Source organism: Arthrobacter sp. PsM3 (assembly GCF_030433895.1).
Classification (GTDB): domain Bacteria; phylum Actinomycetota; class Actinomycetes; order Actinomycetales; family Micrococcaceae; genus Arthrobacter.
In genome coordinates, this window is record NZ_JARUXE010000009.1 from 40931 (window position 1) to 55265 (window position 14335).

General features: G+C 67.6%; 15 protein-coding genes and 1 tRNA gene. 6 read left to right on the top strand and 10 right to left on the bottom strand.

The genetic code is table 11. The features are described 5' to 3' along the window. Nucleotides 1-21: 21 nt before the first annotated feature. The 6 genes from QCD75_RS06365 to QCD75_RS06390 form a co-directional block, all read right to left on the bottom strand. Nucleotides 22-1137, bottom strand: coding sequence for a GNAT family N-acetyltransferase (locus QCD75_RS06365; RefSeq protein ID WP_301226792.1), 1116 nt, complete (start codon nt 1135-1137; stop codon nt 22-24). 94 nt (nt 1138-1231) lie between these two features. Continuing rightward, the gene (rplA, locus tag QCD75_RS06370) at nt 1232-1939 is read right to left on the bottom strand and encodes a 50S ribosomal protein L1 (protein ID WP_301226794.1); all 708 of its coding nucleotides are present in this window, start codon (nt 1937-1939) and stop codon (nt 1232-1234) included. 135 nt (nt 1940-2074) lie between these two features. Then, on the bottom strand, nt 2075-2506 hold the full coding sequence (gene rplK / locus QCD75_RS06375; RefSeq protein ID WP_024365990.1) for a 50S ribosomal protein L11: 432 nt from the start codon (nt 2504-2506) through the stop codon (nt 2075-2077). 131 nt (nt 2507-2637) lie between these two features. Further along, the gene (gene nusG, locus QCD75_RS06380) at nt 2638-3516 is read right to left on the bottom strand and encodes a transcription termination/antitermination protein NusG (RefSeq protein ID WP_301226797.1); all 879 of its coding nucleotides are present in this window, start codon (nt 3514-3516) and stop codon (nt 2638-2640) included. A 115-nt stretch (nt 3517-3631) separates the two neighbouring features. After that, nucleotides 3632-3916 carry a preprotein translocase subunit SecE gene (secE, locus tag QCD75_RS06385; RefSeq protein WP_226760311.1) on the bottom strand — a complete coding sequence of 95 codons (285 nt, stop codon included), beginning with the start codon at nt 3914-3916 and terminating at the stop codon, nt 3632-3634. Between the two features lie 77 nt (nt 3917-3993). Beyond that, nucleotides 3994-4066, bottom strand: a tRNA-Trp gene (locus QCD75_RS06390). Between the two features lie 324 nt (nt 4067-4390). Here QCD75_RS06390 and QCD75_RS06395 point away from each other — a divergent pair. Then, nucleotides 4391-5608 carry a pyridoxal phosphate-dependent aminotransferase gene (locus QCD75_RS06395; RefSeq protein ID WP_301226798.1) on the top strand — a complete coding sequence of 406 codons (1218 nt, stop codon included), beginning with the start codon at nt 4391-4393 and terminating at the stop codon, nt 5606-5608. Nucleotides 5609-5731: 123 nt separating this feature from the next. On the opposite strand, the gene QCD75_RS06400 is transcribed toward QCD75_RS06395, so the two are convergent. Together QCD75_RS06400 and QCD75_RS06405 are read right to left on the bottom strand one after the other, a co-directional pair. Further along, nucleotides 5732-6406: a LuxR C-terminal-related transcriptional regulator gene (locus QCD75_RS06400; RefSeq protein ID WP_301226799.1), complete on the bottom strand. Its 675-nt coding sequence runs from the start codon at nt 6404-6406 to the stop codon at nt 5732-5734. Beyond that, the gene (locus QCD75_RS06405) at nt 6403-7824 is read right to left on the bottom strand and encodes an ATP-binding protein (RefSeq protein ID WP_301226800.1); all 1422 of its coding nucleotides are present in this window, start codon (nt 7822-7824) and stop codon (nt 6403-6405) included. The genes QCD75_RS06400 and QCD75_RS06405 overlap by 4 nt, the downstream gene beginning before the upstream one ends. Nucleotides 7825-8161: 337 nt before the next feature. Here QCD75_RS06405 and QCD75_RS06410 point away from each other — a divergent pair, with 337 nt between their 5' ends. The 5 genes from QCD75_RS06410 to QCD75_RS06430 all read left to right on the top strand — a co-directional run bounded on the left by QCD75_RS06410 (nt 8162) and on the right by QCD75_RS06430 (nt 12078). After that, on the top strand, nt 8162-9583 hold the full coding sequence (locus tag QCD75_RS06410) for a PspC domain-containing protein (RefSeq protein ID WP_367400634.1): 1422 nt from the start codon (nt 8162-8164) through the stop codon (nt 9581-9583). A gap of 1 nt (nt 9584) precedes the next feature. Then, nucleotides 9585-9875 (top strand): hypothetical protein, encoded by a 291-nt coding sequence (locus tag QCD75_RS06415; protein ID WP_301226804.1) that lies wholly within the window; start codon nt 9585-9587, stop codon nt 9873-9875. Nucleotides 9876-9878: 3 nt separating this feature from the next. Further along, on the top strand, nt 9879-10133 hold the full coding sequence (locus QCD75_RS06420; RefSeq protein ID WP_301226806.1) for a PspC domain-containing protein: 255 nt from the start codon (nt 9879-9881) through the stop codon (nt 10131-10133). 156 nt (nt 10134-10289) lie between these two features. Then, a complete protein-coding gene (locus QCD75_RS06425) occupies nt 10290-11315 on the top strand; it encodes a 6-phosphofructokinase (RefSeq protein ID WP_301226807.1) in 1026 nt (341 codons plus the stop codon). Nucleotides 11316-11367: 52 nt separating this feature from the next. Continuing rightward, entirely contained in the window at nt 11368-12078 is a 711-nt protein-coding gene (locus tag QCD75_RS06430) for a GNAT family N-acetyltransferase (protein ID WP_301226809.1), read from the top strand. Nucleotides 12079-12116: 38 nt separating this feature from the next. On the opposite strand, the gene QCD75_RS06435 is transcribed toward QCD75_RS06430, so the two are convergent. Together QCD75_RS06435 and QCD75_RS06440 are read right to left on the bottom strand one after the other, a co-directional pair. Continuing rightward, nucleotides 12117-13643 carry a DHA2 family efflux MFS transporter permease subunit gene (locus tag QCD75_RS06435; RefSeq protein ID WP_301226811.1) on the bottom strand — a complete coding sequence of 509 codons (1527 nt, stop codon included), beginning with the start codon at nt 13641-13643 and terminating at the stop codon, nt 12117-12119. A gap of 75 nt (nt 13644-13718) precedes the next feature. Beyond that, nucleotides 13719-14282 carry a PadR family transcriptional regulator gene (locus QCD75_RS06440; protein ID WP_301226813.1) on the bottom strand — a complete coding sequence of 188 codons (564 nt, stop codon included), beginning with the start codon at nt 14280-14282 and terminating at the stop codon, nt 13719-13721. Nucleotides 14283-14335: the final 53 nt, after the last annotated feature.

Genomic DNA, 14335 nt, shown 5'->3' on the forward strand with positions numbered 1-14335 from the left:
GTCCGACGCGCTCCGGTCCCGCTACGACGCCCGGCCGCCGGCGTCGAGGGTCCGCTGCCATTCGCCGTCGAAGCCGGCCGGTCGGAAACCAAGTGCAACGTTGATGGCGAGCATGTGGGCGTTTTCGGCCGCGTTGAAGGTAATAACGCGTTCCACGGCCGGGTACTCCGCGAGCAGGCGGCCGAGGTTGCGGATCTTGACGAGCATGCCCAGGCGGTGGCCACGGTGGCCGGCAGCGACGAGGGTGTCGTCCTGGTCGCCCAGCCGCGGTTTCGACGGCGTGAGTTGAAGCACCGAGTAGGCGGCCAGTTCCCCGCTGCCACAGTGCCGGGCGGCCGCCACGAGGGACGCCAGGCCGGACCGCCGCCAGGTGTCCTCGACGTGGCGGACCCGTGCCACGTCCCACATCTCCGGGCCGTAGCTCAGGTCCCCGGTCGGTGCGTCGGTGCTCATCCGGGACATCAGCACGGCGAGCTGCCCGGTGTGCTCCTCCGGGCAGCGGCCCGTCCAGGACACCAGCTCATAGTCCTCCCCCGCCTTGGCCAGGGCCTCCCGTTCCAGCGCATCCCACGACGCGGCATGCGCGCGGACATCCAGGGCGCTGAAGCGGGAGACCTGTTCCAGCCGGTACCCGGCTTTCAGGGCAAAGCGGACGCCCCGCGCGCCAGCGGGAAGTGCCCCCGCCCCGGTGGCCGACCTGACGTTTGCGCCGTGGTCCTCCGGGTCGAAGCCGGCGGGGTGCTCCGTGTAGCTCTGCAGGATGGTGCGGCCCGCCGCGGCCGCCAGCGCCTCCGCGTGGCGGAGCAGCGCCTGGCCGATCCCCCGGCCGCTGAACTGCTCAAGAACATCGACATGGACGGTCGCGCTGCCGAGGTTCTCCTGAAGTCCGAAGCGGACCCAGGACCTGGCTGCCATGCGTCCGTCCTGGCGCACAAAGAACAGCTGGATTTTCCGGTAGGCGTTGTCCCGCCAGAACTGGAGCCGGGCCTCGGGCGGCGTTGACCGGTCCAGGTTGCCCCAGGTCTGGAGCGTCAGGGCGTCGCACAATTCCCCGACCTCGAGGAAGTCGCCGGCGTCCGGGGAGTCGAGGGCGTCAGGAAGCACGAGGCGTTCAATGCGGCACGTCGCGGCAGTCACCGGAACAGCGTAGCCGGTGCCCCGGAATGCGGAAAAGACCGCCCCGCGGATGCGGGACGGTCTTTTCTGCTGCCTGCTGCCAGGCGGGTGAGGCTTAGACCTCGGTCAGGACCTTGGTGACGTTGGGGTCAACCGAGATGCCCGGGCCAAACGTGGTGGCCACGGTGGCCTTCTGGATGTAGCGTCCCTTGGAAGCGGACGGCTTGAGGCGAAGGACCTCTTCCAGAGCCGTTGCGTAGTTCTCGGCCAGCTTGAGGGCGTCGAAGGAAACCTTGCCGATGATGAAGTGCAGGTTCGAGTGCTTGTCGACGCGGAAGTCGATCTTGCCGCCCTTGATGTCGTTGACGGCCTTGGCGACGTCAGCGGTCACGGTGCCGGTCTTCGGGTTCGGCATCAGGTTACGCGGACCCAGAACCTTGCCGAGGCGGCCAACCTTGCCCATGAGGTCAGGGGTGGCAACGGCGGCGTCGAAGTCGGTCCAGCCGGCTGCGATCTTTTCGATCAGGTCATCGGAACCAACGAAGTCGGCGCCGGCTGCGATTGCTGCCTCAGCTTTGTCGCCCGTGGCGAAGACGAGGACGCGGGCGGTCTTACCGGTGCCGTGCGGCAGGATAACGGTGCCGCGGACCATCTGGTCGGCCTTACGCGGGTCGACACCCAGGCGGAATGCAACCTCAACGGTGGCGTCGAACTTGGACGGGTTGGTGTCCTTGGCCAGCGTCACTGCCTCGAACGGCGCGTAAAACTTCTCCGCGTCGATCTTGGCTGCGGCTGCCTCATATGCTTTGCTGCGCTTTGCCATGCTGCTTATTCTCCTTGTGCAGTTGTGGTCTGCGGACCGCGCTGGGCCCTGCCACAGTCGGGAGTCCGAACGGCTTGTCCGGGTTCCCAACGTCTCAATGTTTAGGTGGTGCCGGTTGCCCGGCGGGGAAGGCTATTAGCCTTCGACGGTGATACCCATGGAACGGGCGGTGCCGGCGATGATCTTCGCGGCGCCTTCCAGGCTCGTGGCGTTGAGGTCTTCCATCTTGGTGGTGGCGATCTCGTTGACCTGGGCCTGGGTCAGCTTTGCAACCTTGACGGTGTGCGGGGTGGGCGAACCCTTGGCAACGCCTGCAGCCTTCTTGATGAGCTCCGCAGCCGGCGGGGTCTTGGTGATGAACGTGAAGGAACGGTCCTCGTAGACCGTGATTTCCACGGGGATAACGTTGCCGCGCTGGGCTTCCGTCGCAGCGTTGTACGCCTTGCAGAATTCCATGATGTTGACACCGTGCTGGCCAAGCGCAGGACCGATGGGCGGGGCCGGGTTAGCGGCACCTGCCTGGATCTGCAGCTTGATGAGGCCGGTGACCTTCTTCTTGGGAGCCAATGTAGGGTCCTTCTCTCAAATATTTCCTGGGACACAGGAGCGTGCCTCAGGTTGTTGGCCGCCATGGCGAGGCGGCCGGCCGCACCTGGCTGCTAAAGCGGGCAGCCCGGGGCGAATTCTGTGGGGAAAAGCTAGATCTTGCTGACCTGGTTGAAGGCCAGCGTGACCGGGGTCTCGCGCTCGAAGATGGAGACCAGGACCACGAGGGTCTGGGAGTCCACTTTGATTTCGGAGATCGTGGCCGGAAGGGTCTCGAAGGGGCCCTCCTTGACGATGACCGACTCGCCAACCTCGAAGTCGACGTCGATCTGCGCGGCTGCATGCTTGATCGGCTTGCCCTTCTCCGCCTGCTCTTCCTCGAAGACCGGGGCGAGCATGGAGAAGACCTCGTCGAGGCGCAGCGGGACCGGGTTGTGGGCGTTGCCCACGAAGCCGGTGACGCCGGGAGTGTGGCGGACGGCGCCCCAGGAGGCATCCGTCAGGTCCATGCGGACCAGGACGTAGCCGGGGATGCGGACGCGGTTGATGACCTTGCGCTGAGCGTTCTTGATCTCAACGACTTCCTCCATCGGAACCTGGATTTCGAAGATGTAATCTTCCATGTCCAGGGTCTGGATGCGGGTTTCAAGGTTGGCCTTGACGCGGTTTTCGTAGCCGGCGTAGGAGTGGATGACGTACCAGTCACCTTCCTGGCGGCGCAGCTTGGCCTTGAACTCATCGGCCGGGTCAACCTCGGCGGCGGCGGCAGCAGCGGCCAGCGCGTCGTCGGACCCTTCTTCGGCTTCGACTGCTTCATCGCCAGCGGTCGCTTCTTCGCCGGCGTCGGCGGTCTCCGCCTCAGCGGACTCGTCAGTGGTGGCTTCGCCAGCCTCTGCCGTGTCAGCGGCTTCGTCGGCGACGTCGGATTCGGGCGCAGCAGACGCAGCCTCGGACTCTTCCCCGGCTTCCACCGCGGCGTCCTGGCTCTTATCCAGCTCAGTCTCAGTTACCTCGAGCTCCTGCTCAGACACTTGGTCTCCTGCTTCCTCATTGCCTAACATGCCTATTTAAATGACTCAATTCCGCACACCCCGCAGAACCTCCGGAATCCCGGTGGTAATCCACGTAGTCTGCGGACCGGTCGCGTCAGCGGTCCGTGGGGCTCGTGCCGCCGAATACCCAGCCCACTGCGGTCCCGAAGGCCAGATCCAGCACGGTGGTGAGGAGCATCATGATGACCACGAATACCAGCACCACGATCGTGTAGTTGATCAGTTCCTTGCGGGTCGGTGCAACGACCTTCTTCAGTTCGCCGATGACCTGGCGGACGAAGAGGGCGATTCGAGCGAAGAAGCCTGCCTTGGGGGCATTCTTGGCGGGGCGGCCACTTGAGCTGCTTGCAGCTGTTTCGGTCACCTGGTCCTCACTCATCCTCGCAATGTCGGATACCCGGCTCTGAACTGAACCATGGGTGCTGCGCTTGCCCCGGAGAACCGGGACAGCTTGCGCAGGGCAGACAGGACTCGAACCTGCAACCTGCGGTTTTGGAGACCGCTGCGCTACCAATTGCGCCACTACCCTATGGATCGAAAACCAGGTCCGGCCCGTTTCCCCAGACTTCGCTGAGGCGCAGACCATCATCGTGTTTTCAACACCGGAGAACCAGTCTACGCAACAACTGCGCCTACGTCGAACCGGCCCTCACCGAGCGTCCGTCCCCCGGGAAATCCTGCAGAGAAACCGGGCGGGAGAACGAAGGGAGAAAAACCGGCTGCTGAAAGCATCTGCCGCAACGGCAGTCACATTTGCGCGCCGTCCCCCCGGACGATCCGGTGAACAGCATAGAGTAGATTCCGTCGAATCCCACAAACAGCCACCCCGCTGCAAGCGAAGAATGGACCCGCGATGCCTGCCGCCCGCATTTCAAAGCGAATTTCCGCCATAGCCGAATCCGCCACGTTGGCTGTTGATGCCAAGGCGAAGGCGCTGAAGGCGGCCGGCCGGCCGGTGATCGGCTTCGGCGCCGGGGAGCCCGACTTCCCGACCCCCGACTACATCGTTCAGGCAGCCATCGAAGCCGCCGTCCAGCCCAGGTTCCACCGCTACTCCCCTGCCGGGGGCCTGCCGGAGCTGAAGCAGGCCATCGCGGCCAAGACGTTCCGGGATTCCGGTTACAAGGCCGAGGCATCCCAGGTGCTCGTCACCAACGGCGGCAAGCAGGCCGTGTACAACACCTTCGCCACGCTGCTCGATCCGGGCGACGAGGTCATCGTCCCCACGCCGTTCTGGACCACCTACCCGGAGGCCATCCGGCTCGCCGGAGGCGTGCCGGTGGAGGTTTTCGCCGGACCGGAGCAGGAATACCTGGTCACGGTGGAGCAGCTCGAAGGTGCCCTGACGGACCGCAGCAAGATCCTGCTCTTCGTCTCCCCCTCCAACCCCACCGGCGCCGTGTACTCGCCGGAGCAGGTGAGGGAGATCGGCCTGTGGGCCGCTTCGAAGGGCCTGTGGGTTGTCACGGATGAGATCTATGAGCACCTGACGTACGACGGCGTGCCCTTCACCTCGATCGCGACGGCCGTCCCCGAACTGGGCGACAAGGTCGTCATCCTCAACGGCGTGGCGAAAACCTATGCCATGACCGGCTGGCGTGTCGGCTGGATGATTGGGCCGGCCGACGTGATCAAGGCCGCGACAAACCTGCAGTCGCACGCGACGTCGAACGTCTCCAACATTCCGCAGATGGCCGCCCTTGCCGCGGTGTCCGGGCCGCTGACCGCCGTCGATGAGATGAAACTCGCCTTCGACCGCCGCCGCAAAGCCATCGTGGCCGGGCTGAACGCCATCGAGGGCGTGGAATGCCCGACGCCGAAGGGCGCCTTCTATGTGTACGCGGACGTCCGGGCCCTGCTCGGCAAGGAGTTCCCGTCCGCGAACGGGCCCGTCCGGCCTGCGACGTCGGCAGAGCTGGCCACGCTGATCCTGGATGAAGTGGAGGTGGCGGTGGTCCCGGGCGAGGCGTTCGGACCCTCCGGCTACCTGCGCCTCTCCTACGCCCTCGGCGACGAGGACCTGGCCACCGGCGTCGCCCGCCTGCAGGACTTCCTCGGCAAGGCGAAGTAGGACGCACCGCACAACCCACCCCGCAGGACTGGACATGTCCAGTCCTGCCCGCGATCAGTGGACAGAATGCCATTCTGTCCACTGATTGCGTTTAAGAATGGGCATGTCCGGGCTGCGGGAGCGTCAGAGGAGCCGGCGTTCGGCGGCCCAGCGGGTGAGTTCGTGCCTGCTGGAGAGCTGCAGCTTGCGCAGCACCGCCGAGACGTGGGTTTCCACGGTCTTGATTGAGATGAACAGTTCCTTCGCGACTTCCTTGTAGCTGTAGCCGCGGGCGATCAGCCGCATCACCTCGAGCTCGCGGGCGGAAAGCCTGTCGAGTTCGTCGTCAGCGATGTCGGCCGGAGCGGTGCCGAAGGCGTCCAGCACAAAGCCGGCCAGCCGGGGCGAGAAGACGGCGTCGCCGCCCGCGACCCGACGGACGGCGTCCGAAATTTGCGCGCCGGAAATGGTCTTGGTCACGTAGCCGCGGGCGCCGGCCCGGATCACCGAGACGACGTCCTCGGCCGCGTCCGAGACGCTCAGGGCCAGGAACCGGGTGCTGCCGAGCAAAGGCGCCGAGCCGGCCAGCACTTCCCGGCCGCCGCCGCCAAGGCCGCCCGGCAGATGGACATCGAGGAGAACGACGTCGGGACGCACGGCCGCGATCACAGCCACGGCCCCTTCCACCGTCCCGGCCTCGCCGGCCACAATGATGTCCGGGTCCAGGTCGGCCTTCAGGCCGGAGCGGAAGATGGCGTGGTCATCCACGATCACCACCCGGATCCCCGGCGCCGGGCTCCCCGCTTCAGTGCTGCTCACAGTCGTACCTCTCCGTTGCTGTTGCCGGCGCCGGCGGGTGCCGCTGACAGGGGCAGCCTCAGCCGCACCTCGGTGCCGTCCGGGCTGCTGCTGATGGTGGCGGTGCCGCCGTGGCGGTTCATCCGCCCGATGACCGATTCGCGGACCCCCAGCCGGTCCGCGGGGACGGCGTCCGGGTCGAAGCCGGGGCCGCGGTCCTTCACGAAGACCTCGGCCCAGCCGTCGGTCACTTCCAGGTATACCGATACCGCGCCGCCGCCGTGCCGGGCCGCGTTCAGCATCGCCTCGCGGGCCGCCTGGACAAGGGCCTCGTGCCGTTCGGACATGGGGCAGTCGCCTACCGTGACCACCTCGACGGCATGGCCCAGGGTGTCTTCCACTTCCGCCGCCGCGGCCTTGATGCCCTCGGACAGTTGCCCGGATTCCTTGCCCGGGTCCCGGTACAGCCAGCCCCTCAGCTCGCGCTCCTGGGCGCGGGCGAGGCGGACGACGTCGCTCTCGTTGCCGGCGCGCCGCTGGATCAGGGCCAGCGTCTGCAGCACGGAGTCATGAAGGTGCGCGGCGATCTCGGCCCGTTCGGTGGCGCGGACCCGCCCGGCCCGTTCCGTCTCCAGGTCGCGCCAGAATTTCAGTCCCCAGGGCAGGAGAACCAGCGCCACGCCGCCGAGCACCGCGACGGAGGACAGCAGGGCGAGCCACGTCTGTTCCCAGGAACCGGAGCCGGAGACCATCACCAGGACGCCGGCCACAACGAGCGCCAGCCCGGCCGCGAGGCGGGCCCAGCCGCCGGCCTGGTCCGCTTTGGTCTTGTCCACGAGCCCTGCCCGCCGGGTCTCATCCAGTTGCATCCAGGCAATGGCCGCGCCGCCGAGGATGGCCGCGACCGGGATGAGCGTTCCGAGCGGAACATCAACGCCGAGCAGGCGGGCGATCAGGATGCCGGCGGCCAGCAGCAGTCCCGCACCGAGCAGTATCTCCTTGCCGTAACGCATCCCGGTGACCCTGTTCCGCCAGGCGCCGGCCGGAACCGACCCGGCCGGCGCGGCTGCCGCCTCCGGAGCTGCCGTGCCGGCGGCAGCGGCTGCGCAGGGGGTCGGGGACTCCGACGGGGAACCCGCATAGGGGCCGGGACCGTACGTCCCAGCCGTGGAGGCCGCAAAGGGTGCGCTGACCGCCGGCGCGATGGGCGACGCCGGCCGGCGGGAATCGCGTTTGGCGCTTTCGTCGGCGGTGGGCACCATGATCCAGAGCCAGGCATAGAACGCGACTCCGGCACCGCCCGCGAGCGCGGCGACCACCATGCCGATCCGGACCAGCCGCAGCGGCCAGCCCAGATGCCGGGCGAGGCCGGAGCAGACGCCGGCAATCACCCGGTCGCTGCCGCGCACCAGCGGCGGGCGGGACACGGCGGTTGTCATGACTCAATCCAAGCATGGATCAGGGTTTCCGGGACCCGTTTCCGCCTCTAACCGGGGGTGACTCAGGGACAGTTCAGGGTGTCCCCCAGTAGAGCGGATCCGTGGCTGACGGGAGGATCGAAGTATGAATCCGCACACTCCGAACCCCGATGAAGGACACGACCGGGCAGACCGCACTGCCGGGCAGCCCGCAGGACAACAGGCTGCTGAGCCCGCAGAGCCCTCCGGCAGTTCCGGCACTGAACCCGCAGAGCCTACAGGCGGCTTTGCGGCAGGGCAGCGGCCCGCTGCCGATATGGACGCCACTGCACCGCTGGATACTTCCGCGACTCTCCCGTTGGACTTTTCAGCCGGCCCCGGCGGCCCCGGAACGCCACCGCCCCACTCCGGCGCGACGGCCCCGCCGCCGTACTTTGGCCCGACGCCCCCGCCGGCCACCGGCCAGCCGCAGAACTTCTTCGACTGGATCCGCAGCCAGGGCATCCATCGTGGCCGCGAGCGCTGGATCGGCGGAGTGGCCAGCGGCATCGCCGAGCGCTTCGGCGTCGACCCGCTGATTATCCGCGGCATCCTCATCGTCCTGACTGTCTTCGCCGGCGTCGGCGTCCTGCTCTACGGCGTCGCCTGGGCCCTCCTGCCCGAACCCGACGGCCGCATCCACGTCCAGGAGGCCGCCGCAGGCCGCTGGACGGCCGGGATGACCGGTGCCCTGGTCACCACAATCATCGGCTTCCCCAGCCTGGGTACCGGTGTCTGGGGCTGGGACCGCTACGGCTTCGTCCCCTTCATCTGGACCGTCTTCTGGGTGGGCGGCGCTATCTACCTCATCTATTACCTGACCCAGCGCAACAAATCCCGGATCGGAGCCATGCCCATGTCCTCGAATCCCCAGCCCGGAAGCCCGACAGACCCGGCCTACCCGCCGGCCCCGTCAACCCCCTCAACGCCGGCAACCCCGCCGGCGCCGTTCGCCACCACCGGGTACGGCGCGTCCGGCACGCTGCCCCGCTACGGTGACTCCACCATCCCCGGCCCGGCCTGGGGCGCGCCCCCGCCCTCGGGACCCGTCCCCCCGCCGGGCGGTGCCTACCAGCCGGAGCGCGGCGGGCCCGTCCCGCCGGCCAAGACCCGGAATCCAGGTCCCGGCGCCCCCGCCGTCGCAGTCACCGCCGGCGTCGCCCTGCTGGTGGGCGGCGGCCTCAAGGCCCTCGACGTCGCCAACGTGATCGACCTGGGCACCTCCAGCAACGCCATCGTCTGGGCCAGCGCTGCGGTGGTCCTGGGTCTCGGCATTCTCATCGCCGGGCTCAGGGGCCGCACCTCGGGCATCCTCGGGTTTTTTGCCGTCGTCGCCCTGATCGTCGGCGGCATCTTCAACGTGCTTCCCAACGGCGACCGCTTCCGCCCGCAGAACGCCGACTGGTCACCGGTGAGCCTCGACCAGGCCCGGGGCGGTTTCGACATCACGGCCGGCACCGGGACCGTGGACCTGACGCGGCTCGCGCTCAATCCGCCGCTGGGAACCGATCTTGTGGTCCCCATCGACGCTACGGCGAGCAACCTCACGGTGGTCATTCCGGACTCCGTACCGGTCGAGATCCGCGCCGACATGACCATGGGGAACCTCAAGGAGGGAAGCCAGAACCACAGCGGCATGACCACCCAGCAAAGCCACTACAACACCGGCAAGCCGGGAGCCACGCTGATCGTCAGGATCGACGGCACCTTCAGCAACGTCACCATCAAGGAAGGGAACTGACATGAGCAGCTATGACGCACCTACCGGCGGCCCGGAAGGCACCAGCCGGGCTTCCACGCCGCGGTACCCGGACCCGGTGGAGGACGCCGCGCCCCGTGTGGGCACGATCGTCTGGGGGCTGATCGTGGTGGCCCTCGCGGCGCTCATCATCGTCTCCCAGCTCGGCATCGTGGCGCTCAACGGCACCTACGTGGTGATCGGCCTGATGATCGGCGCCGGGGCGGCACTCGTGATCGGCGGGGTGCTCTCGGCCCGCGGACGTGACAAAGAAGCATCGACAGGGAAGTCTTGAATTATGGATAAATTCTTCAGCACCATCCGGGGCCTTGGCCTGAAACGTGGTCCGCAGCGCTGGCTGGGCGGTGTGTGCGGCGGGATCGCCGCCAAACTGAACGTTGACGTTGCGTTCGTCCGGATCGCTTTCCTGCTTATTGCGCTGCTTCCCGGGCCGGCATTCGTGTTCTACCTCGTGGCCTGGCTGCTCCTCCCGGACCAGCAGAACGCCATCATCCTTGAGTCGTTCCTGTCGAAGCGCTCGCCCCGGCCCTGACGGCCCCGACCAGGAAGTGAAGTGCCCCTGCCGGCCGGCGGGGGCACTTCCCGTTGTAACCGTTTGTGTCGTGGCCCACAGGCGCGATTAGACTCTAAGGTGAGCTCAGCGTGGCGCTCTGCCTGTACACCTTCGAACCAGGATTTGAGCCGAGACATGAAAATTGGAATCCTCACCAGCGGCGGAGACTGCCCCGGACTGAATGCCGTCATCCGTGGCGCCGTCCTGAAGGGCATCGCCGTCCACGGCCACGAATTCGTGGGATTCCTGGACGGCTGGCGCGGCGTCGTCGAGGCTGACACCATCGACATCCCCCGCACCATGGTCCGCGGCATCGCCAAGCAGGGCGGGACCATCCTGGGCACCTCACGCACCAACCCGTTCGAAAACAACGGCGGGCCGGAGGTCATCAAGGCCAACATGGACCGGCTGGGCATCGACGCCCTGATCGCCATCGGCGGCGAAGGCACCCTGGCCGCCGCGAAACGGCTCACCGACGCCGGACTGAAGATCGTCGGCGTCCCCAAGACCGTCGACAACGACCTCGACGCGACCGACTACACCTTCGGCTTCGACACCGCTGTCGAGATCGCCACCGAAGCGATCGACCGCCTGCGCACCACGGGAGAGTCCCACCACCGCTGCATGATCGCCGAGGTCATGGGCCGGCACGTGGGCTGGATCGCGCTGCACGCCGGCATGGCCTCGGGCGCCCACGCCATCCTGATCCCGGAGCAGAAGGCCTCGATGGAGCAGATCGCCGAGTGGGTGGTCTCGGCCCGGGACCGCGGCCGCGCGCCGCTCGTTGTGGTCGCGGAAGGTTTCGTCCCGGACGACCAGGAGACGCCGCACTCCGAACGCGGCCTGGACACCTTCGGCCGCCCGCGGCTCGGCGGGATTTCCGAGCGGCTGGCCCCGGCACTGGAGGCCATGACCGGCATCGAAACCCGGGCGACCGTTCTGGGCCACATCCAGCGCGGCGGGGTTCCCACCGCGTTCGACCGGGTGCTGGCAACCCGCCTGGGGATGGCCGCCATCGACTCCGTCGTCGAGGAACGCTGGGGCACCATGGTGTCCCTGAACGGCACCGACATTGTCCACGTGGGATTCGACGCTGCCCTCGGCAACCTCAAGACTGTCCCGAAATACCGCTATGACGAGGCCGCGGTCCTCTTCGGCTGACCCACCTGCTCCGCCGCACTCAGCCCGACACGCCGGTGGGTAGGGTGGAGCCATGACACTTGAGCCCGGTTCGGTCGACATCATCCAGCTCGCGTGGGCCCGCCGCCTGGGGCTCGACGACGGCGCCTTCGCGGCCGCCGCGGGCGAGCGCATCACGCGTGCCGATGAGTCGGCCCGGGCCGTCCAGTTCGTCCGGCTGTTCGGCAATTCGGCCCTCGTCGGCCCGCAGTGGGCGCTGGACGCCGCCGTCGGGCTGTCCGACGGCGAACTCGCACAGCACCTCACCCTGTTGACCATCACCCGGGACCACGGCGGACACGGGCTCGGTGCGGCGGCGCTGTTCTTCGCGGACGATCTGCCCCTGCAGCAGCCGTCGGAGGAGCTCACCGTCTCGCACGGAAATCCGGAAGCGATCGAACTGGAAGCCGCCTGCCCGCCGGATGATGTGAACGAGGTGGGTCTCTCGGACCTTGAGCACCGCTTCACCATCATGCATCTGGAAGAGGGCCGCCGGACCCCGGTCGCCTGCGGCGCGTACACCGAATGGGAGGGCATCCTGGCGCACATGGGCGTGCTGGTCGCCCCGGAGTGGCGCCGGCGCGGACTGGGATCGCTGGCGGCCTCGATCGCCGCCCACGAGGCCCTGGCGTCCGGACTGACGCTGCAGTGGCGCTCCGATGTCAGTAACCAGGGCTCGCTGGCCATTGCCCGGAGCCTGGGCTTTACCGCCGGCGGCATCCAGACCAGTGTGCTGCTGGGCTAACCCGGCGGCACCCCGGCCTCACCTCAGCGGGACTGCCCTCAGCGGGACTGCACCACACCGCCCCTGGTGCCGGCCGCCGCTGCCGGTGCAGTACCGGGCGTTGCCCAGCCCTGCACCGGCTGGGGCTTGGCAAAGAACAGTGCCACTGCCGCGCCGATCAGGATGACGGCAGCAGGCAGCATGATGGACTGGCCCATCGCCGTCGAGAATCCCTCCTTCAGTGCCTCGGGCAGTGTGCCGCCGAAGGCCATGGGGCTGGCACCGCCGGAACCAGCCGGCGCCGCCGGAAGCTCCGCCGCGAGCCGGGCCTGGATCAACACCGCTATCGCGGCGCTGCCCAGGACCGCACCGATCTGCCGGGTGGTGTTGTAGACACCCGAGCCGGCGCCCGCCTGGCGCGGCGGCAGGTTACGGGTCGCCGTGGAGCTCAGAGGCGCCCAGATGCCCGCGTTCGCGAACCCCAGTACCGCGCTCGGCAGGAGGAACAGCCAGATCGGCGTGTCGGGGTGCATGAGGGAGGAGTTCCAGAACAGCGCCACCGACATCAGGACCAGGCCGGCCGCGGTGATGAACTTCGGGTTGACCCGGTCGATGATCTTGCCCACCACCGGGGCGAGTCCGCCGGAGATGAGCGCCATCGGCACCATCATGAGCGCCGACTGGGTGGGGGTCAGGCCCCGGACAATCTGGTAGTAGAAGATCAGCGGGAGGCTGAAGGCGGTCACCGTGAAGCCGACCGTGGTGATGCCGATGTTGGCCAGGGAGAAGTTGCGGTCCTTGAACAGGGACAGCGGCAGCAGGGGTTCGCCCTTGTTCACCTTCTGCCACACGACGAACACCACCAGGACCGCGATCCCGGAGATGATAAGCCCCCACACCGTGATGGGACCGGTGATGGTGCCCCAGTTGTAGGTCTCGCCCTCCTGAATGCCGAACACCAGCAGGAACAGCCCGACAGCGCTGAGCAGCACGCCGGGGATGTCGAACTTGTGCGGGTGGGTGCTCAGGGAAGGCACATAGCGCAGGGCCAGGAAAAACCCGACCAGACCCACCGGCAGGTTGATGAAGAAGATCCACTCCCAGCCGAGGCCGTCGACAAGGACGCCGCCGAGGATCGGGCCGACCAGGGTGGCGACGCCGGCCGTGGCGCCCCAGATTCCCATCGCCGCCCCGCGCCGGTCTGGCGGGAAGATCCGGGTGATGACCGCCATGGTCTGCGGCGTCATGAGCGCGGCGCCGAAGCCCTGGCACACGCGGGCCAGGATCAGCATCTGCACGTCACCGGAGAGCCCGCACCACAGGGAGGCCAGGGTGAAGACGACGAGCCCGGTCAGGTAGAGCTTCTTCGGGCCGAAGCGGTCGCCCAGCCGGCCGGTGATCAGCAGCGGCACGGCGTAGGCGAGCAGGTAGGCGCTGGTCACCCAGATAACCGAGTTGATGTCGGTGTTGAGGCCCTCCATGATGCGGGGATTTGCCACCGAGACGATGGTCGTGTCGACCAGGATCATGAAGAACCCGATCACGAGGGACCAGAGTGCCGGCCACGGCCTGGCAACGTTTTCCATGGGATTCCTTACGGGTTGAAAAGGATGGTTGTCGTCGTTCCAAAAGCATTCGTCGCTGCCGGTGCCCCGGATGGGCTACCAGGCCAGCTGTCCGGTGCCAAGCTGGGCCTGGAGGTTGCGGATCCAGCCGGTCTCGGCGCGCAGCATGGCCTGCTGGTACTCCATGTCGATCCAGTACTTGCGTTCGACGCCCTTCGTCCGGACCCGCTCCTGCGCGGCGGCGAGGAAGTCCAGCTGCTCCGCCAGGCCCTTGAGGCGGCCCTCGAGCAGGTCAATCACGACGCCGGCCGGCAGGTTGTACGCTTCCGAGACGGCCAGCGGGAACGAGGGGTACTCGTTGGCGGGGACGGACAGCATGTCCTGAAGCCTCTGGGTCAGGGCTTCCCGGCCCGCCCCGGAGATCTCATAAGTGGTGCGTTCGGGACGGTTGCCCTCACGGTCCGTGCCGGTGGCGGAGACCAGCCCCTGCTCCTCGAGCCGTCCGACCGCGTGATACAGCGTTCCCGGCCGGACCTTCACGAGCCGGTCCTCATGCCGGGCCATCAGCAGCTGGTACATCTCGTACGGATGCATGGGCTCTTCCACCAACAGGGAAAGTGCGGCGACCCCCAGCGGTGTCAGGGGTGCGGTTCGGGCCATGGTGCGTTGTCCTTCACGCGGTGTCACTCAATGCGGCCGGAAGCCGCGGCAGT